We start from the raw sequence: 20,304 nt of genomic DNA, 5'->3' as shown, positions 1-20,304 counted from the left end.
CTCTGACAATCAAAGACTAAAAAATCTCGACGAATCATTCAGCAAGACGCTGTCTACGATGGCGACTAACAAGCTCTGTAACCGCTCGTTTCAACCGCCCCCCATTTCATTCTGAACAATGTGCAAAATGGCGCTGCTCTGTATCCAAGTGAGCAGCTGTTTCTTGAGCGTTTAATATATTCTCTTGATTAGCCCCAAACTCAGCCCCTGTTCCAGGCCAATAATATGTATCTTTATCACGACATAGTGTGAGAATGACAGGATCATTGTGTATATTGGGCTCATCTCCTAGCTCGCCATACATACTGAAAGTAATCTCAGACCCAACGTCTCCACGAAGTTTCTGAATCACTTCTGCTTGAACTTTAAAGAGAACATCTTCCTCGTGTTCAGCAAACTTTTCAAAACCTGTAATTTTCACCACTGCAGAATAGGGCGTTTGAACTATCGCATCTTTGAGTACCTCATTCTGAGAGTACACTCCCTGTGAAGCACAAGCTGATAAGCTTACACAGCCTAGCAAACTTATAAATTTCTTCATATTTAACTTTCCGTTCCTGCTAAGGCAGAGCCTTTTGTATATACAGGTAAAGTACCTTTTGTTTCATCGTAGTTACTCGGTACTACGAACTTGTCCCAGACATCAATAGAGTACTTTGCTATATTGACTTGGTTGCTTTGGTTTCCTCCTAACATGTACAAATGCCTACCATCAGGGCTCTTTCCCACGACAAAAGCAACATGCCCACCACCTTTTCTCGATTTAATCCCTAGAGCTCCATGTATAGGTTCTGAGATGTTTTTACCAAAACCCTTCCACTCCTTTGCTCGATAAGCTTCTTTTACTGGAGTGATTCCGTGTTGTTTAAAAACCCAAGCGGCAAACGAACCACACCAAGCATTTTGACCTCCAGAGTCATCAGTGCCCCAGAACTTAGATGCTGTAAAATACTCTAAAATCCTTGGATTGGCCTTAGTGCCTGAAACTTCTTTTTGTCCAATTTCTCCCAACGCTGTTTTCATCCAAGGTACTTTGGTTACTAGTTTTTGAGCATCATGAGGATCATTTTTCACTGAGCTATAGGTTGGTAATCCATTGAGCTTACGATGAGTTCTACCATTTACATCGATCCGACCATCTGGCTTTACCATATAAAGTAGCTTACGCTGACACACTTTTATTGCCTCTACTGTTTTCGATAAATGAGGGCTTCGCCCTAACGAGCCATCAACAACCAACAGTCGGGTAAACCCTATTCTCTTTTGGTTATCATTTAAAAATTGTTGAACTGCTTTAACATCATTTTTAGAGTTAGTGCCATTTATACCAACAGAACCACGGATTTTTAGTCCCATTCTCATTACCTTTATAGCTAATCATATACTTAAGAAAGTACGCCTTAGCGTGACAAGAATAAAGATGAAATATTTTTTATACGATTAGCCATACGAGGGAAATTAGGTGTTGAAAATATAGATTACAAATAAACTCAGCTCATATCACTAAAAACACCTATCTAACATCTTTTGGTAACGCTTCAAAGCAGAACAGCCGGATGTTTTTAAACTACACGTATTAGTAGACGATAAACTGTATATGAAAGAACACTTAAATTAACATAACAAACCTATCGCTTATAATTTTCCATTTAAATAATGATTATTATTTTTAATATCATTCTATAATTAAAGTGCTCATATTCTCATGTTGTATTAACTTGAGGTTTAATTTATGAAACTAACTCCTTATTTAACTGCTGTTGTTTCGGTCAGCTGCGCTTTTGGCGCATTCGCAGCCGATGATTCAAAAGCACTTTTAGAAGATGCACTGAGTGCTGCACCACCGACTATTCGCGATAAAGTAACAGTGATGGACTGGAACAATAATGTTCTGCAAGAAGGTTCTAGCCAATACACTTGCTTCCCAACGCCACCTAAATTGGAAGGCACAGCGCCAATGTGTATGGATGGTCCTTGGATGGAATGGGCAGACGCTTGGATGAACAAAAAACCTTTCCAAGCCAAAGCATTAGGTATTTCTTACATGTTAGCGGGTGATGGCGGTGCCAGTAACACCGACCCATTTGCAGAAGGGATGACGGACGATAATCAATGGATTGTGGAAGGACCACACTTGATGATTATTACCCCAGACCAAGCGTTGCTGGACTCTCTACCAACCGATCCAAGTTATGGTGGCCCATACGTGATGTGGAAAGGCACGCCATACGCACACATTATGATTCCCGTTGGAGCGAGAAAATAAAAAGAAAAAATCCGATATTCAGTATTTTGAATATCGGATTTTTATTTCGTTATCGAGCCAACCAAATTCTCGCCAATATTCCTATCGGCGTTGTGATGCCTGTCGTAATAGAGGTCACTTCACCATTTCTTAAAATATAAATGGTTGGAGTCACGATAATTTTCCATTCACGCATAATATCGCTTGAAGGATCGTTTATGTTTTCAAAACGATATTCTTTTGCCTGCATAAACTGCGCCACGCGCTCATTCGGTCCCGATGAGCCAGAAACGCCAACTACGGCATAGTCATCACTCAGCCAGCTCACGCTTGGGCTTACAAATTTACAAGCGGGACACCAAGTCGCCCAAAAGTAAACAACGACAGGTTGTTCATGACTTTGCGCGATTGCATCCAAGTATTCACCATCGCTCAATACGGAGCTCAATGGTGGAGCCTCCTGTTTAGGAATATCTTTGGTGCGATACCAATCCATCGCGATAGAAATAGCGGTGATAATGAGCACCATCTGTACGATTTGAATGAGCCAATATCGGAATGTTCTACGCTGCTTTGTCGAACTCATTGAATGGCTCCCCCACTCGCTTGTTTCACCGCGTTTAAAACAACATCATCAGTAAGAATCACAGGTAACGGGATACCTTGTGGCGCCGCCGGGCCATAGACGATGTTAAACGGCACACCGTAACGCCCATGAGCTCGTAAAAAGTCCGTTACCGAGCCGTCCGGATGTGTCCAATCCCCTTTTAGCGTCGCCACATTAGGGCTTTGCAGCAATGAGTAGACAGGAGCTTGCCAGATCACGCCGATCTTGTTCGCTTTACACGTGACACACCAATCCGCAGTCACATCCACGAACACCACTCGCCCATTATTGACGTGATCTTCGATAGCCAAGTTGGAAAGCTTCTGCCATGTTAAGTCCTCAGGAAGCGGTGTCGCCCATTGATTTGCGGTGACACTGCCAAGTAGCAGCCCGCCAGCAATTAAGATAAGCGATGCAGAACCGGATACCACGAGTGCTTCATCGCCATGAACGCGTTTAACGCGAATCATCAGAACAATAAACGCGACTAAACCGACGAGAATGACCCAAAACACTGGTAAGTGATTGGCCATCAAAGACAGTAGCCAAACGCTGGTGGCCAACATCATCACACCAAATACGTCTTTGACCACGTTCATCCACTGACCCGGCTTCGGCAATTTAAGCGCAATGCTTGGGAAAATTGCCACCATAATCCAAGGCAACGCCATCCCCAACGCTAAGGCGGTGAAAATTGCAAACAGCGTAACCATATCGGCACCCAAGGCAAACGCCACGGCCGTTCCTAGGAAAGGCGCAGAACACGGCGTAGCAAGCAAGGTTGCAAACATCCCTTGCACATAGTGTCCAGCTAACGAGTTGTCGCCTTTCGACGCGAGCCATGTACTGGTGCCAGACGAAAGACGGATTTGAAACAGTCCTAGCATGTTGGCACCAAACAAACCTGTGACCAGAACCATCAATCCTAAAAACCAAGGACTTTGGAACTGAACGCCCCAACCAATGGCATTACCTGTTAGCTTGAGCACCAAAATAAAACCAGCGAGAATCCAAAACGACGTTAAGATGCCAAGTGAAGACGCAACAAACTGAGCGCGGATTTGACGACGCTCGATACCTTGAGCGGCAACAATACTACTGAGCTTCATCCCCAAAACCGGAAGAACGCAAGGCATGATGTTGAGAATCAAACCACCGAGCAAAGCGAACAGAAAAATACTCACTACAGACGTGCTCGGCAGTGGGTCTACTATCGCCTCAGCTATTGCTTGAGTGGTTTCTTCTGCCAACAAGTTGGCGTCTTTGATGGTCACAAACAACGACTGATCACTTAACTCCACATCGCCTAACCAAGTATCCACCAAATAGCTCGCGGTAACGGTATTTCCCTCTTGATGTATACCTTCAAGCTTGAAGCTATAGTCTCGCGTTGCCTCATCGACACCGTCCACCAACACTTGTGGTTGGTTCCAACCTTGAGTGTTCGTGAGCTTGATTTGCAACTTCGATTGGTTTGCATCCCAACTTGCTTGAGTGACATCAATAAACGGCGATGGCTGGGGCACATTGCTCACCGCTTGGGCGTAACTGAACATCACCTGCTCGTCGATTTGCAGCTCAGAAGGCAGGAAAGTCAGTTGAATTTGATAGTCCGTCAACACACAGATGGTGGTGCAGGAAGAGAGCGTGAGTACTGCATCAATCGTGACGGGTTTCGACATATCGTCGATATGCAGCGTCATTGGGAACAAAGTGTCGCCTTTGTAACCGAGAGTCTCAATGCCCAATAACTCGAACTTTTGCGGATATGGCCATTGCCAATCAACCTTGCTTAGGTTTTGCGAGTTTTGCCAATCTATCGATGGCGCGACACCACCCTCGCCCGGCGATCGCCAATAAGTTTTCCAGTCTCCGCTCAGCTTAACATCCAAATAACCAGTGAGCGTTTTTGCTTGCGGATCTTGCTGACCAGTCAAAACAAAACGCGTTTGCACAGGCGGATGCTGTGGATTGGTCATCCATCCCGTGTCAGTAGTTTGCGCCGAGAGATTAAGAGAGAACAAACCCAACACCAACGCCATAAAGAATATGGACGCGAGTTGAGTCGCTTTAGTAATGTGATTCATAGTGATTCCTAATTAATAACAAGTGTAGAAAATGGCTGGCGTTTTCGGCCAGAATCACTTGTCATTCTCGGAACACACAAAAGGTAAGATGAATTCGATGCTTGTCGTAGATGGGCTCAGTCCATTGCCTCGCGTTAACAAAGGCACTGCATCGCCAAACTGCGGCTAAAACAATGCCAATGAACAAAACGACAATGAAGGCTTCGAGCTGATGCTGGGTAAACTGAATCAACTTTTCAGACAGTTCACACTTACTCGGCTCTTTGACTTTATCAGCTTTCACAACATGAGCATCATCGCTAGATAAAGCAGAAACCAAGGTTTGGTCATCACTCATCGAGCATGCCGAAACCAAACCAGAATTTTGCATCAGACACACGACGATGACCCAGCCAATCATTGCTAGCAGCCATTTCGCGCGCTTTTGAGGCGTGCCTTGTCGTGAAATCAATAAGCTCATAAAAAGTCAGATAAAGATGGAAACGCAGAAAATAATACGCAAGTTGTCGTAAAGCTCAAGTCGTTCGACCTTGCTTGCCGATATGATTGGTAAATAATTGTGATAACCTTAAACCCATCGCTTTTTGCAACACGCTCATTATGCTCAATAAAGTTAATCTCGCCGACATTCGCTCGTTTGTTTTGATCGCCCAACTTAGCAACTTCACCAAAGCGGCGGAAGCTCTGTCCGTTTTTCGATCTCACGTTTCTCGCCAGATCAGCGGACTTGAAGCGCAAATGGGCGTAACACTACTCAACCGAACCACACGCACGCTGCGTTTGACTCATGCCGGCGAGCGCTTTTATCACGACTGTGAAAAAGCTTTGCGAGACATCGACCAAGCGTTGATTGCCGCCGTCGATGATACTCAAGAGATTCGCGGCGTGATTCGAGTGAACTGTGTGGGTGGCTACATCGGCGAAGACATCATCGCAAAATACGTGTGTGAGTTTATGCAACAGTACCCGAGCGTCAGCATTGACTTGGACTTTTCTTCGCCTCGTATTGATTTGATTGAAGATCAGTTTGATGTCGCATTTCGCATGGGGGAATTGGATGATGCAGGGTTTGTAGCGCGCAAGCTGATGACGGTTGACATGGTCACGCTCGCAAGCCCGAGCTATGTGCAGCAATATGGCATGCCAAAACACCCAAAAGAGCTGGCCGAACATCGAACTCTGACTGGTTCGGTTACGCGTTGGAACTATCGTAAAGCAGAGAACCCAAATGACCACGCCGATGTGGTCGTAAAAGGCAACTTGCGCTGTAAAAATGGACGAGCGTTAGTCATGGGTGCGCTGCACGGCAACGGCATTATTCGTGTTCCACTGAGTTACTGTGCAGAAGAAGTGGAGCTAGGCCAACTGATAAAAGTGATGCCAGATTGGGAAATCCCGTCGGTGCCCTTTTCCGCCATATTCCATCGAGATCGCTATCAACCGAAACGACTGCGAACTTTTATCGATTTCATCAAACAGAAGTTTGAAGGCTCCTAATCTTACAGCTCAGCTCTCGCTAGATGGGATTCTCCAACTTGCCATAAATATAGGCTAATTCTGCGACGGTTTTGGCTGAGAACTTTTTCAGTAAGCTGGCTCGATGAACTTCCACCGTTCTCATTGCAATGCACAGCTCATCCGCAATTCGAATATTGCGCTTACCAGCAATGATCAAACGTAAGATATCTTTTTCGCGCGGCGTTAGTGATTCATACGCCGCTCTTGCCGCCACCATATCGAGGCTCGCCGCGGACTGCATCTGACCATGTAATATTGCTTGAGCCAGTTCATCGCCTTTGACTGGTTTTTGGAAAAAGTTGACCGCCCCAGCTTGCAACGCATCGACCGCCATCGGTACATCACCATGACCGGTCAGATAAATCACCGCTAATGGGCTGTGTGCCTCATTCAAAAATTGATGAACTTGCTGACCACGAAGGTTAGGCATTCGGCTATCAAGGATCACGCATCCGGCCTGATGAATGTTAACTTCGTCGAGAAAAGATTGCCCATCAGCAAAAGTCGTCACGTTAAAGTCATGCTCCTCCAGCATAAAAGCCAGCGAATCACGTACCGATTCATCATCGTCAACCACATAAACAGGCAGCTGCTTTTCACTGCTGATCATTAACTACTCCTAAATACCGATTAGTTTTGATAAGGAAACACAAGCTCAACCAAACAGCCGTGCGGCGTGGTCGAAGCAATGAGAAACTCGCCGCCGTGCTTTTCCATTACGTCACGACAAATCGCCAGCCCTAACCCAAGTCCTTCGGCTTTAGAGCTCACAAAAGCTTGGGTCGGATTATCTTGTTGTAACCCAGTGCCGTTATCCAATATGCGAATAGAAAGCTGGTTAGCTTGGTAATCACAATGCAGGGCAATTTTACCTTGGTAGCCCGAAGAGGGGTATTTCTCCTGAAACAAAGCACACGCATCAATGGCGTTGTTGATCACATTAACTAAAACCTGTTGAACGCCCACAGCGTCGACAAGTACCGGACGGACGTTCCCTTCTATACTGGTCACAATCGAAATATTTTGCTTCTGCATTCGAAAATGGAGCAACTCAATCGTGTCATCAATAAGAACTTGAAGATCGCACGGCGCTTTGTCGACACTGCGCTTGCGAATCAACATTCTTAAGCGCTGAATAATTGCATCGGCTCTTTCAACTTGCCCCTGTATTTTCTCAAGCACAGGAACAATATCTTCATGAGGGCGTTTTTTGGCCAAGCGAAGTAAACCGCCTTCACTGTAATTGCGAATAGCCGCCAGTGGCTGATTGAGTTCATGGGCAAGACTGGTGCCGATTTCACCGACAATCGCGACTCTTTGTGAATGCTCTAACTGTTCACTTTTCTCTTTTAAACGTAACGATGTCTGCTCCAACGCTTGCTTGCTCTTGCTAAATCGATACTCAAGCCAAAAGTGGTACGCGTTCAATACAATCACAAACATGAACAGTGCCCATGCCCATTCTTGATGACTGCGCAACCAGCGCAGCGCCTCACTCCACCAAGGTTGCTGCAATGGATGTAAATCCAACGCCTGATAGAGTTTATCAATGCTCAACAAGCTAACGGGCGATGTCCAGCCTGACGCGCCAGCGGCAATAATGGCGGGGTGCTCTGGTGGCATAGCAAGCAAGACTTGCGCGATTTTTTTCGCCAGAAGAGACGAGCCTCGTTCTGTTTTGGCAAACGACCAGTTTGGATATAACGGCGTAGAAACGGCGCACGAAGAATGTTCATTTGGCTGTTGGTTTAAGACTCGAAAATCATCGTGCTGTAACAGACCTTCATTTTGCATCTGTTCCAGTAGACAAGCAGGCACGACAGCGGCTTCAACATTGCCGTCACGTAATTGGTAGAGATTGGCATCAATTGGGAAACCGAGATAGCGAACATCCGCAAAAAAGTCATTCGGATCGAGTCCCATTTCCACGATTTGATAACGCAGGGTCAGATAACCACCAAACGCTTTTTCGGACACTGCCGCGACAGGAAATCCAGAAACATCTTTTAATGTTTGGTATGGCGAATTTGCCCGAACCACCAACGCAGAACCAATGCTATAGTTCGAGTTTTGCGGTGCGCGCCCCGTCAATGTTGCCATCCATGACAACGCATATTGTCTGCCCAAGCGCACAGCCTGACCTGGGTTGGTTAAGATGAAGTCCATGGTCTGAAACTTCACCGCCTCCCCCATTTCGTCCAAATTGAGCGGGTGCAGTTCAAAGTACACATCCGAGATTTGCTGGTTGAGCCAATCGATGGTCGGTTGCCATCTCTGCTCGGCATAAAGGTGACCACGTATCGCTAACACGCCCACTTCGACTTTCTGCTTGGCCTCTGGCTGCACAGCCTTTTGCTCTTGCATTCCTTGCAGATATTCTTGTTCAGAAACAGCGCCCTGAGCTAAAGATGCAAAGATAACCAAGCAAAGAATCCAAAACTGAAGCAACCGTGGCGTTTTGTTCATGATGAGTCGAATCGTTCCTTCGAAAATAATGGAGCAAGAATAACAGCTACCTTCCGTAAACCACATTTGTTTTAGATCAACTTTGATCTGGGTATGTGGAAATCCACTATATCGACCTCGCAGCGCATTTCTCACAATGGAATCAGTCAGTTCAAATTCAACTAACAGCAGGTGAGTTATGGATTCCACCAAACGTCGCTTTCTTAGCGTCATTACAGCGGGTGCCGCGTTGATCCCCATTGCAGGTATTGGCACCGCAACCGCGGGCAATGTTATTCGCAACAATCAATCCGCCGACCGAAAAGGACAAGTCGGAAAACGTTACGCCATGGTGATCGATTTACGTAAATGCGTCGGCTGCCAAGCGTGCACCGTAGGTTGCAGTATTGAAAACCAAGCGCCAATCGGTCAGTTTCGAACCACAGTGAAACAATACGAAGTCACGCTCAATGACGGTTCCACAACCACACAAGAAGCAAAGGCCTTTATGCTGCCTCGGCTTTGTAATCACTGCGATAACCCGCCGTGCGTAGCCGTTTGTCCCGTTCAAGCAACCTTTCAGCGAGAAGATGGCATCGTTATGGTGGATAACAGTCGCTGCGTAGCGTGTGCGTATTGTGTACAAGCCTGCCCTTATGATGCACGTTTTATCAATGAAGACACGCTCACCGCTGACAAATGCACCTTCTGTGCACACCGCTTAGAACAAGGTTTGTTACCCGCTTGTGTGGAAACTTGCGTGGGCGGCGCTCGCGTGATTGGTGATTTGAATGATCCATCAAGTGAAGTCCGCCGCTTAATTACGAAGCACCAAGACAACATCAAAGTGCTAAAGCCCGATGAAAAGAGCAAGCCACACGTGTTTTACATCGGCATGGATGAACGCTTCACCAGCCACATCGACGGGCAGCCAGCTATTTACGACCCACAAGGAGATCGCGCATGAACATCACCGAAGTGTTAGTCCAACCTCAAGCGATGGCTTGGCTCCCGTGGGCGGTGCAGTACTTTTTTTACATCGGTTCTGCTTACGCTGCCGCTATTTTGTTCCTAATCGCACTGTTATTTGAGCAACACACCAGTCATCGGTTACGCGCCGTGCTGGTGCTAACGATGGCCATCGGCGCTATCGTAGGCCCGTTGGCGTTAACTGGCGACCTTCACCAGCCGGGACGCGCATGGCATTTTTACGCGCACATCACGCCGTGGTCATGGATGTCTTTAGGGTCGCTTTTCTTGCCTGTTTTCTCAGGTTTAGCGGTAGTGACTGCATGGCTGTATCTCCGCCAGGATCTAAGCAACTTACGTAATCAGCCAGGGAAAGTACTGCCTCTAATTTCAAAGCTATCACTGGGTGAGTGGGTGCTCTCTCGTAGAGCCATGCTTATGGTATCTGCCATCACAGTGCTATCAGGCATCACTATTGCAGTTTACACGGGCGCTGAAATTGCGGTCGTTAAATCGCGCTCGTTGTGGCACCAACCAGCGTCACCGATTCTTTGGTTTGTTACTGCTTTTATGGGCGCAGTCGGCTTCGCTCTGCTTATTTGGCTCTTGCTGCCTAGTCAGTCAAAGACGCTGACATCTGGCGATACTAATTTACTGAAAAAATCGGTGGTAACGAGCGGCGTTCTGACGCTGATTCTCCTACCCATTTGGGCATCCAACAATTCCGCATTTTCGCTCTATTCCAGCGAGCAATGGATACAAAATATAGCTCTGCTCACTTTGGTTATTTTAGGCAGCATCATCTTCGCGCTTATGACGATGAGAAACGCCAAATCGTCAACAACGTCTCGTATGCATCGTGTCATGGGCACGTTTTGTCTGTCGTTGATCACGTTGGCAAGTGCATGGCTGATTCGCTGGTTTACCATCATGGAAGTACAAACCATCGCCAAGTTCGATGCAGGGCTGTATCCATACCAACTCACTATAGATGGAAATGGCTGGATAGGCATTATCGGCATGCTCGGATTATGGCTTGCACTGGCATTGCTCGGATCAGAGCTGGTTCAACCAAAACCAAATATAGAAGCAAAAGCATCATCACTCACCTTAACTGAACGCTAATCAAAGAGGATTTCATTATGGATAACAAACGCCGTCAGTTTTTGAAATCAGGCATTGCAGTGGGTGGGCTTGGCGCATTCGCTGCAGGTTACGCCACCACCACCAAACACATGGTCGAGGGTGCGCTCGAAGGCACTGCAGGAGAAAAAACGCGTGATATTCACCACGGTAACTCGCTTGAACCAGAATACACGGTCAACAACAAAGGCAACCTGATCCCGAATCCAAATCAGCGCGTTGCGCCATCCATGTGCTTTGGTTGTTGGTCACTGTGCGGGTTGCGTGTACGCATTGATAATCGCAACGACGAGATTTTGCGTATTACTGGCAACCCATATCACCCACTCTCTCATCAGCAACACATTCCGTTCGAAACGCCAGTCAAAGATGCTTATTTAAGTTTGGCAGGAGAAGCGGGCCTTGAAGGTCGCTCCACCGCCTGCGCACGTGGAAACGGGATGCTAGAAATTCGCAACAGTCCGTACCGCATCACTCAACCGCTGAAACGAGTTGGCAAACGCGGCGAAGGAAAATGGATTCCGATCAGCTACGAGCAATTGATAGAAGAAGTCGTTGAAGGTGGTGATTTATTTGGTGAAGGCCATGTTGATGGCTTGCGCGACATTCGCGATTTAACAACGCCCGTTGATCCTGAAAACCCAGAATATGGCCCAAAAGCCAACCAACTGTTAATGACCAACGCCGGTAACGAAGGCCGAGACGACATCTTCAAGCGCTTCGCGTTCAACAGCTATGGTACACGAAACTTTGGGCATCATGGCTCTTACTGCGGCTACGCATTTCGTGCTGGCAGCGGCGCATTTATGAATGATTTGGATAAATTTGCCCATTTAAAACCAGACTTCGATAATGCCGAATACATCATCTTTATTGGTATGTCGCCTGCTCAAGCTGGCAACCCTTTTAAGCGTCAGGCGCGTCAACTCGCCAATGCGCGAACAGAAGGTAGCTTGGAATACACCATCATCACGCCAAGTTTGCCAGCGGGTTCATCGAGCTTGGCAGCAGGTGACAATAACCGCTGGATACCAATCAAACCGGGCACCGACTCTGCCCTCGTGCTTGGCATGATCCAATGGATCATCGAAAACCAACGCTACAACAAAACCTTCTTGGCGCAGCCGGGAGCAAACGCGATGAAACGAGCCGGCACCGCGCACTGGTGTAATGCTACACATCTCGTGATAAGCGATGAGCAGCACCCGAGAAACGGCACGTTTTTACGCGCATCGGATCTGAATCTGCCATTCGAGGGCGAAGCGTTGTCTGATTCCGACCCGTACGTCATCGTGGAGGATCAAAGCGGCGAATTTGGTGTGCATACCCAGACAGGAGAAGCGGCACTGTTTGTCGATAAAACGGTTTCGCTTGCATCAGGCGAAGTACGAGTAAAATCGTCTCTACAAAGGCTCAAAGAAGAGGCGTTCAAATACCGTCTTGAGTTCTACAGCCAACAATGTGAGATCCCTGTTGAGCAAATCGCAGAACTAGCGAAACGCTTCACCAGCTACGGCACAAAAGCGGTGGTCGATACCCACGGTGGCAACATGCACACCAATGGGTTCTATAACTCGTTTACCATCATGATGCTCAATGCATTGATTGGTAATATCAACATGAAAGGCGGCGCGATGGCCAAAGCGGGTGGCTACCCAACTTCCGCTGCGGGTCCTCGTTACGACTTCACCAAATTTGCTGACAAAGTCGGCCCGAAAGGCGTCTTTTTGTCGCGCAGTAAATTCCCATACCACAAAACCAGCGAATACAAACGTCGCGTTGAGGCAGGAAAATCCCCTTACCCAACTCGCGCACCTTGGTATCCGTTTGCAGCGCCACTGCTGACAGAACACCTATCTGCGGCTATTGATGGTTATCCATATCGCGTTAAAGCGTGGATCAACCACATGGCGAACCCGATGTATGGTGTACCCGGTTTGAAAACACTGCTGGAAGACAAGCTTAAAGATCCAAAGCAGCTCGGTTTGATTGTGTCTGTTGATGCGTTCATTAACGAAACCACCGCGTTGTCGGATTACATTGTGCCGGACACCGTTACTTACGAAAGCTGGGGCATGGCAACGCCTTGGCACGATGTTCCGGTGAAAACCGTCACCGCTCGCTGGCCGATTGTGGAAGCGCGAACAGAGAAAACCGCCGATGGTCGTTCGATTTGCTTAGAAAACTTTTTGATTGATGTCGCCAAGAAAATGCAACTAGGCGGCTTTGGTGACAACGCGATTCAAGATGCGCAAGGGAATTGGCACGCTCTCCACAGCGCTGAAGATTTCTACTTACGTTCCGCGGCAAACTTGGCGTATGTGAAAGGCGGCGTGCCTGAAGTTTCGGCAGAAGACATTGCGTGGTCCGGCCTAGAGCGTTTAATGCCAGCCATGCAGAAGACGCTGACAGCGGATGAGATGAAACGTGTGGCGTTTATTTTTGCTCGCGGTGGACGCTTTGAAAATGCAACCGAAGCGTATCAAGGTGAGCAAATGAAGCACAAATGGACACGACCAGTTGCGATATGGAATGAACGTGTCGGCAGCGCAAGAAACACCATGACCGGTGATTTCTACACCGGTTGCCCAACATGGCATCCACAAAAAATGGCCGACGGCACATCAATGGAAGACCAGTTCCCAAGCTCAGAATGGCCTTTCAGCCTGACTAACTTTAAATCCAACATTCACAGTGCGGTATCCAACCTATCGCCAAGGTTGAACTCGATAAAAGGCGTAAACCCAGTGTACATCCATCCAATCGATGCCGAACGCGCAGGCATTAAAACGGGTGATGAGTTTGTTATCGAGACTCCATCTGCAAGCACCAAAGCACTTGCGATGATAGTCAGCGGGATTCGCCCTGGCACACTCGGATTTGAACATGGGTTTGGTCATACCGAGCTAGGACAACGCTCGCACTGGATCGGCGATAAACAGCAACCCGTAAAAACTCGCAGCCAAGATGGTGTCAACATTAACGACATCGGATTAATTGACCCAACCCGAGAAGGGAAAGGCGTGTTGTTAGACTGGGTGGTAGGAGCCGCGGCTCGTCAATCATTACCAGCCAAAATCCGCAAAGCTTAGTAGACAACCAAACCTGAAGAGCTGCCATTTAGCAGCTCTTCACATCCTCTAAATATGTGGAAATCCACAATACCTTTCCTTATTGACAAGGCCGACAATATCGTCCCAGTGACTACCAAGTAGCACTTGGACATATTAATAAGAATTAAAGTGAGTCAGCATGTCAAAGATTCTTCCAGTGGTGACAGCCTATTTGCTAGCCACCACTATGGGCGCAAGCGCCTCGTCTATTCCGGAAAAAGCCAGCGTGTGTAGTGGTTGTCACGGCCAAGATGGTATGGGACAGCCAAATATCGCTCCGATGATCGCTGGTTTAAACGCGAATTATCTCAACACTCAAATCGAACTATTCCTTAGTGGTGAACGCCAAAACGTAGTCATGCAAGGCATGGCGAAAGAGCTTAGCGATCCTGCCGTTCGTAAAGAAGTCATGGATTACTTTGCTAACCTTCCAAGCTACGAGTTCACTAACCCAGAGCAACGCGGCGACCAAGCCGACATTCGTAACCCGTATCGTAAACTGATCTTTCAAGGCGATTGGGATAGAAACATTCCAGCTTGCGCGACTTGTCATGGAGCCAGCGGAATGGGCGTCGACAAATTTCCTCGCCTCGCAAGCCAACATGCTGATTACTTAAAAACGCAATTGATGGCATGGAAAAACGGCACTCGCAGTGGTGACCCGCTCAATATGATGGGTACTATCGCGAAAAATCTCACTGACGAAGAGATTGAAAACCTTTCCTACTACTTTGCCTCATTACGTTACTAGGAGCAGTCATGAAACGTTTCTATTCTTTGTTCGCATTGCCTCTCATCTCTGCTGCTACTTTGGCCAACGAGCCACTGCCGGATCGTCAAACTGAACTGCCCGCGGTGAAAAAAGAGAATCACGGTGAATACTTAAAACCGCGTGATCTAGGCACCATTCCAAATACCGAATTTGGTGAGCAAGTAAAACGTGGTTATTCCCTATTTGTTAACTCGCAACAAATGCGCGGAAAATACGTTGGCAACGAACAAAACTGTGTGAATTGCCATATGGAAGCAGGACGAAAAGCCAATGCAGCACCTCTATGGGCGGCTTACATGGCCTACCCGGCTTATCGCAAGAAAAACGATCGCGTAAACAGCTACGCAGACCGTATTCAAGGTTGTTTCGAATATTCCATGAACGGTAAAGCGCCCGCTTACGATTCGCCAGAAATTGTTGCCCTTAGTGCTTACGCCTACTGGTTGGCGATGGGCGGCTTGCTCGACAAACATGGTATGACGGATGAACCAATTCCGGAGCTAGACGCAAAAGCGTTGCAAGTTGGTGGAAAAGCAAAAGACTTCCCGCTGCCCGAAGCCATCGCGCAAGCATTACCAATTGAAGAACGAGGTAATCTCTCTGGACGTGGCTACCCAAAAATCGCCGCCCCTGAGCAAGAACCATCAATAGAGCGAGGCGCATTGGTCTACGAAAAGAACTGTGAAACTTGCCATCGCGCCGACGGTTCAGGCATCAAAGACACCAACGACCATTCATACATTCCACCACTTTGGGGCGAATATGCGTATAACTGGGGCGCAGGTATGCACCGGATTAACACAGCGGCCTATTTTATTTACGAAAACATGCCGCTTGGTAAAAGTGTACAGCTGACAGAGCAAGAAGCTTGGGATGTCGCAGCATACGTCAACAGCCATGAGCGTCCACAAGATCCTCGATTCAAAGGCAATGTCACCGCAAACGCGGAGAAATATCACCAGCACCAAGGCTATTACGGCAAAACGCTCAACGGTACGCAAGTCGGCTCCAATGCCTTTAAGAGCGGAACGGTCAAGTAAAGTACAACTAAGCACCTTAAATACCAGTGCTCCCACCTCCCTGCTCAGGCTCTCTGGGCAGGGTTGTTTTACTCTCCTGAAGCAATCACTGCCCCCCTCCAAACCAGCAACGTTAAGTAGTTTTCGGCTTCCAACATACCAATCTTCGCAGTAAAATAATGCGCCAAACGCGACTTTGTTTATATCTTAGAGCTTCCATATACTATGATGCCAAAAGTAAGAAACTCGTAAACTCCTGAATCAAAACAAGCGTGCCTAATGAAAAAAGAGTATTCTTAGGACAAATGAATCCAAAACCTACCCGATGAGTATTCAACCTAATTCCCGTCAGTTAATTTCATGCGAAGAGTGCGGCCTTGTTGTTCGTATTCCCGATATCGATCAAGGGCAAAAAGCTCAATGTCCTCGATGCGCGCATTCTCTGACAAAAGTGAATGCTAAACCCTATCAAAGCGTGATCGCCATTTCATCGGCATGTTTGATCATGTTGGTGTTAAGCATTTCTTTCCCTTTTATGTCGTTCAGTGTGCAAGGGCTATCGCAAGAAATCACCTTATTGCATGCGGCCAAAATGCTGGCTGAATTTCAAAATGTACTTTTAGGTGTGTTGCTTCTCGCAACGGTCGTCGTATTGCCTGCTATCTATGTCGGTCTCATTCTCTTTCTTCATCTCGAAGCATTAAAAGCGCGTAAACATACGCCATCCAAAAAACAGCAACGAATGGCGAAAGTTTTATGTCGCCTTCTGTTTCGAGTCGAACCCTGGCTGATGGTCGATGTATTCTTGATTGGCGTATTAGTCAGCTTAATTAAAATCGCTTCTCTGGCAGACATTGGAATGGGGACTTCATTCTGGGCGTTCTGCGTTTATACCGTGCTGGTAGTCAAATGTATTTCTATGGTTGACAAAAGCTGGCTCTGGGGACACTTCATTCCAGCCATCGTGCTGCCCGATGTAAATGAGGGCGATACGCACCATAACCACAACCATATTGGTTGCCATACGTGTCACCAACTCAACCCAATTGAAGCGAAAAAGCACCAATACTGCATTCGTTGTAAAAGCCCTATTCATAAATACAACCCAGCAGATAATTTACAAAAAGCTTGGGCGCTTTTGTTTGCGTCAGTCATTTTCTATATCCCCGCGAATCTTTATCCAATGATGTATACCGTAAGCCTTGGACATTCAGAAGGCTCGACTATCATGGAAGGGGTAATACTGCTTTGGCATTTAGGTTCTTACCCTATTGCGATGGTAATTTTCTTTGCTAGCGTATTCATTCCAATGGCGAAAATGCTGGCACTCGCGTGGCTGTATTACAATGCGCAAAAAGCGCGATATCTTCCTCCTGAAGAAAGTATTTCACGCTTAAAGATATACCGCTTAACTGAGTTTATTGGTCGTTGGTCTATGATCGATATCTTTGTCGTTGCCATCTTAGTTGCACTGGTTCAGTTGCAAAACTTGATGGCGATTTATCCAGGCCCTGCTGCGCTCTCTTTCGCGGCAGTGGTCATTTTCACTATGCTTTCTGCAATGATATTTGACTCACGTTTGTTGTGGCAGTTGCCACAAAACGAAGTGCAGGAGCCGATTTCTGACAACTTAAACGAGAAAGCCAAATATGAGTGATGAGAACAACGTAACCGCTCAAATAAAACCGCAAAAGCAGATTTCTGCGATCTGGATTGTACCGATCCTTGCGCTAGCCATGGGAGCGTGGATGCTGTTCCAATACATCAACAGTACAGGCCCACAAATTACTCTCCAACTGCCAACCGCAGATGGGATTGAGGTTGGTAAAACCGAGATCCGAGCACTGAATGTTAAAGTCGGTCTGATTACCGAAGTCACTCTCAGTGAAAACTACGATCACATCATCGCTAAGGCTCAGATGAATAAAGACGCGAAGCGCATGCTGCGAGATGACACCATGTTCTGGGTGGTGAAGCCTCGTATTGGCCGTGATGGTGTTTCAGGTTTAGAGACCTTGCTGTCTGGCGCTTATATCCAACTTCAGCCGGGTAAATCTAAAGTAGAAAAGGAGCACTTTACGGTATTAGATGTGCCACCGGTCGCTTCTCCTGATGCAGAAGGCCTGCGTCTTGTATTAACGCACCGCGAAGCTGGCAAACTAGGTGTTGGTGACCCGGTTATTTATAAAGGCTTTACCGTTGGTCGTGTAGAGAAAACCAGCTTTGATGTTGATACTCGCAAGGCGCTGTATCAACTCTTTATTTTCAAACCTTATGACAGCTTAGTGCGCACTCGTACTAAGTTTTGGCTGAATTCTGGTGTTGATTTACAGCTCAATGCCGAAGGGTTTGAAGTTAAGTTTGGCTCGCTAGAGAGCATGCTAACGGGTGGCGTTACCTTCGATACCGTTCCAGGTCTTGAGTCCGGTGAACAACTCACAGAAGACATGGTTAATTTCCGCTTGTACGATGATATTAAGCAGCTGAGAGAGGGTATGTACGATGACTACATTGAGTTCGTCATGTTATTTGATGAATCTGTACGTGGCTTAAAAGCGAATGCGCCTGTTGAGTACCGCGGTCTTCGTATCGGTACCGTGACGAGAGTACCGATGCGTTTACCAACACCAGAAGAAAACTTCTCTGCGAAAAAAATTCCAGTTTTGGTGCGCGTTGAGCTCGGTCGAGTGTACGGAGATTTAGAATCCCAATCTTTATCTATGTTCAAAGAAAAGTTGAAGGAAGAGTTTGCTCGCGGTCTCCGTGGCACCTTAAAGACTGGTAACTTGTTAACTGGTGCGCTTTATATTGATGCAGACTTTTACCCTAATGATGATCAGTACGTTCCAAGTGAATTTGAAGGTTTAGATGTTTTCCCAACCATGCGTGGTGGTTTTGCCCAAGTCCAGCGCCAAGTCAATGACTTCCTAAATAAGATTAATAGCTTACCAATGGAAGAAACGCTTAACTCTCTCAATTCAACGTTAAAAACGTCGGAAAAGACGTTGGCGTCAGCAGAACGTGTCGCGGACAGTATTGATAAACTTTTAAATCAAAAAGAGACGCAAGAGATCCCAACAGATATTCGCCAAAGCTTGCAGCAGTTGCAAAAAACACTCGATAGTTATGGACCAAACTCAACCATGTACAATGAAATGGAAGCCACGCTCAAAGAACTAGAAAGCGTGATGACAGAGTTTAAACCCGTACTTAAACAGCTAAACGAAAAGCCAAACTCTCTCGTGTTTGGAGAAGATGAAATCAGTGACCCAATCCCAGTTAAAGGCCAAAACTAATGAAACGAGTATTCTTTTTGTCTATCGCTCTATTTGTCGGTCTAACGGGTTGCAGTAGCGCTCCAGAAACTAAAGGGGCTTTGTACCTTCTACCTAAGGCGGAACCAGTGACGCTGAGCTCTTCTGATATCTCACAGCGCCCTACTTTAGTTGTTCGTCCAGTAAAACTGGCAAGTTATTTAAACGACAGTGGTATCGTTTACCGAACCTCTGAGACTCAAGTTATCCAGGCAAGAAACAATCAATGGGCGCATAGTATTTCCGAGCAAATCACTCAGAGAGTCGTCACAGAACTACGCCACAAACAGACTCATTACTGGCCGACTGAAATGAACAACCTGTTGGATCAAAATGGTGAAGCCAAACTACAGCTTACGTTAAATAAATTTAATGGTAGCTACAAAGGCAATATCGAAATTGAGGGGGAATGGTTACTCATCAATGCTGAAGGTAAGGTAGAAAACAGTGCACCAATACAAATCTCTCAGCCTCTACAGGACGAAGGCTATGGAGCACTTGTCGACGCACTGTCCGTCGGGTTGGAAGAAATGACTTCGGAGATTGCCAAAAAAATCTAAGATCGATGTTAATTACAGGGAAGCAAGTTGCTTCCCTTTTTTGTGCTGCAAGAAGTTTTTTCGATCGAAATAGATGTAGATAATCAAGCGAGACAAATTGATCTTAGTCAGACTGCAATCCGTTCTTTGGTGCTACTCTACGGCAAAATATAAAGCCCCATCCTATGACCTTATGTAGAGGTCTTGTTGATAAGGTTCTTGAGTAGCAATGTCGATTAACATTTCCGATTTAACCACCGCCCTAAATAAGGTGGAGCATATTCATAAAGTTCAACTTGAAAATGTGCATCAGTTCTTTAAAGCAAACGAAGCTTTCTCGGTAAAAACGTTCAGCCAACTTATATCTAGTGACTCACTTGATGAGCGATTTAAAACCATCGACAAGGCCTTCTCTTTGCTTGGTGATGTGAAAACCTACCTTTTAGAAGCGTCCTACTTAGTTAAGTAAAAATAAAAAAGCCCCTGTAACTTAATTACCGGGGCTTTCATTTTTATCGCCGCTAAGTTGTGGA

At 46.6% G+C, this 20,304-nt stretch carries 18 protein-coding genes; 11 read left to right on the top strand and 7 right to left on the bottom strand.

The genetic code is table 11. The annotated features are described in order from the left end of the window. Positions 1–106 precede the first annotated feature (106 nt). Entirely contained in the window at positions 107–541 is a 435-nt protein-coding gene (locus OO778_RS05925; RefSeq protein WP_052708172.1) for a hypothetical protein, read from the bottom strand. Between the two features lie 2 nt (positions 542–543). After that, positions 544–1,356, bottom strand: coding sequence for a TIGR02594 family protein (locus OO778_RS05920; RefSeq protein ID WP_046874446.1), 813 nt, complete (start codon positions 1,354–1,356; stop codon positions 544–546). A 376-nt stretch (positions 1,357–1,732) separates the two neighbouring features. Here OO778_RS05920 and OO778_RS05915 point away from each other — a divergent pair, with 376 nt between their 5' ends. Continuing rightward, positions 1,733–2,266 (top strand): hypothetical protein, encoded by a 534-nt coding sequence (locus OO778_RS05915; RefSeq protein WP_264911001.1) that lies wholly within the window; start codon positions 1,733–1,735, stop codon positions 2,264–2,266. A gap of 49 nt (positions 2,267–2,315) precedes the next feature. Here the strand turns inward: OO778_RS05915 and OO778_RS05910 are convergent, their stop codons facing one another. The 3 genes from OO778_RS05910 to OO778_RS05900 form a co-directional block, all read right to left on the bottom strand. Continuing rightward, positions 2,316–2,831, bottom strand: coding sequence for a protein disulfide oxidoreductase (locus OO778_RS05910; RefSeq protein WP_264911000.1), 516 nt, complete (start codon positions 2,829–2,831; stop codon positions 2,316–2,318). After that, positions 2,828–4,939, bottom strand: coding sequence for a protein-disulfide reductase DsbD domain-containing protein (locus tag OO778_RS05905; protein WP_264910998.1), 2,112 nt, complete (start codon positions 4,937–4,939; stop codon positions 2,828–2,830). Before OO778_RS05905 ends, OO778_RS05910 begins: the two co-directional genes overlap by 4 nt. Before the next feature lie 61 nt (positions 4,940–5,000). Further along, positions 5,001–5,399, bottom strand: a complete 399-nt coding sequence (locus tag OO778_RS05900) for a hypothetical protein (protein WP_005494637.1) — start codon at positions 5,397–5,399, stop codon at positions 5,001–5,003. 140 nt (positions 5,400–5,539) lie between these two features. Between OO778_RS05900 and OO778_RS05895 the strand changes: the two genes are divergently transcribed. Further along, entirely contained in the window at positions 5,540–6,436 is an 897-nt protein-coding gene (locus tag OO778_RS05895; RefSeq protein WP_264910995.1) for a LysR family transcriptional regulator, read from the top strand. Between the two features lie 19 nt (positions 6,437–6,455). Here the strand turns inward: OO778_RS05895 and OO778_RS05890 are convergent, their stop codons facing one another. Then, positions 6,456–7,067, bottom strand: coding sequence for a response regulator (locus OO778_RS05890; RefSeq protein WP_005457930.1), 612 nt, complete (start codon positions 7,065–7,067; stop codon positions 6,456–6,458). Positions 7,068–7,087: 20 nt separating this feature from the next. Beyond that, a complete protein-coding gene (locus OO778_RS05885; protein WP_264910982.1) occupies positions 7,088–8,923 on the bottom strand; it encodes a sensor histidine kinase in 1,836 nt (611 codons plus the stop codon). Positions 8,924–9,101: 178 nt separating this feature from the next. Between OO778_RS05885 and dsrO the strand changes: the two genes are divergently transcribed. From dsrO to OO778_RS05840, 9 genes are all read left to right on the top strand, one after another. Next, positions 9,102–9,869: a sulfate reduction electron transfer complex DsrMKJOP subunit DsrO gene (gene dsrO, locus OO778_RS05880; RefSeq protein ID WP_264910980.1), complete on the top strand. Its 768-nt coding sequence runs from the start codon at positions 9,102–9,104 to the stop codon at positions 9,867–9,869. After that, on the top strand, positions 9,866–10,996 hold the full coding sequence (gene nrfD, locus OO778_RS05875) for an NrfD/PsrC family molybdoenzyme membrane anchor subunit (protein WP_264910979.1): 1,131 nt from the start codon (positions 9,866–9,868) through the stop codon (positions 10,994–10,996). The genes dsrO and nrfD overlap by 4 nt, the downstream gene beginning before the upstream one ends. Positions 10,997–11,013: 17 nt before the next feature. Beyond that, the gene (locus tag OO778_RS05870) at positions 11,014–14,106 is read left to right on the top strand and encodes a tetrathionate reductase subunit A (protein WP_264910978.1); all 3,093 of its coding nucleotides are present in this window, start codon (positions 11,014–11,016) and stop codon (positions 14,104–14,106) included. 160 nt (positions 14,107–14,266) lie between these two features. After that, positions 14,267–14,878 (top strand): c-type cytochrome, encoded by a 612-nt coding sequence (locus tag OO778_RS05865; RefSeq protein ID WP_012841600.1) that lies wholly within the window; start codon positions 14,267–14,269, stop codon positions 14,876–14,878. Positions 14,879–14,886: 8 nt separating this feature from the next. Continuing rightward, entirely contained in the window at positions 14,887–15,939 is a 1,053-nt protein-coding gene (locus tag OO778_RS05860; RefSeq protein ID WP_264910975.1) for a c-type cytochrome, read from the top strand. Between the two features lie 304 nt (positions 15,940–16,243). After that, the gene (locus OO778_RS05855) at positions 16,244–17,575 is read left to right on the top strand and encodes a paraquat-inducible protein A (protein WP_006742665.1); all 1,332 of its coding nucleotides are present in this window, start codon (positions 16,244–16,246) and stop codon (positions 17,573–17,575) included. Then, positions 17,568–19,214, top strand: a complete 1,647-nt coding sequence (gene pqiB / locus OO778_RS05850; protein WP_264910973.1) for an intermembrane transport protein PqiB — start codon at positions 17,568–17,570, stop codon at positions 19,212–19,214. Before OO778_RS05855 ends, pqiB begins: the two co-directional genes overlap by 8 nt. Continuing rightward, positions 19,214–19,792, top strand: coding sequence for an ABC-type transport auxiliary lipoprotein family protein (locus OO778_RS05845; RefSeq protein WP_047010031.1), 579 nt, complete (start codon positions 19,214–19,216; stop codon positions 19,790–19,792). Before pqiB ends, OO778_RS05845 begins: the two co-directional genes overlap by 1 nt. A 208-nt stretch (positions 19,793–20,000) precedes the next feature. Continuing rightward, positions 20,001–20,240, top strand: coding sequence for a hypothetical protein (locus OO778_RS05840; protein WP_005397103.1), 240 nt, complete (start codon positions 20,001–20,003; stop codon positions 20,238–20,240). Positions 20,241–20,304 lie beyond the last annotated feature (64 nt).

The organism is Vibrio sp. STUT-A16 (genome assembly GCF_026000495.1).
Classification (GTDB): Bacteria; Pseudomonadota; Gammaproteobacteria; order Enterobacterales; family Vibrionaceae; genus Vibrio; species Vibrio diabolicus.
The sequence above is the reverse complement of the archived record's forward strand: the minus strand, read 5'-3'. Positions and strand labels throughout refer to the sequence as shown.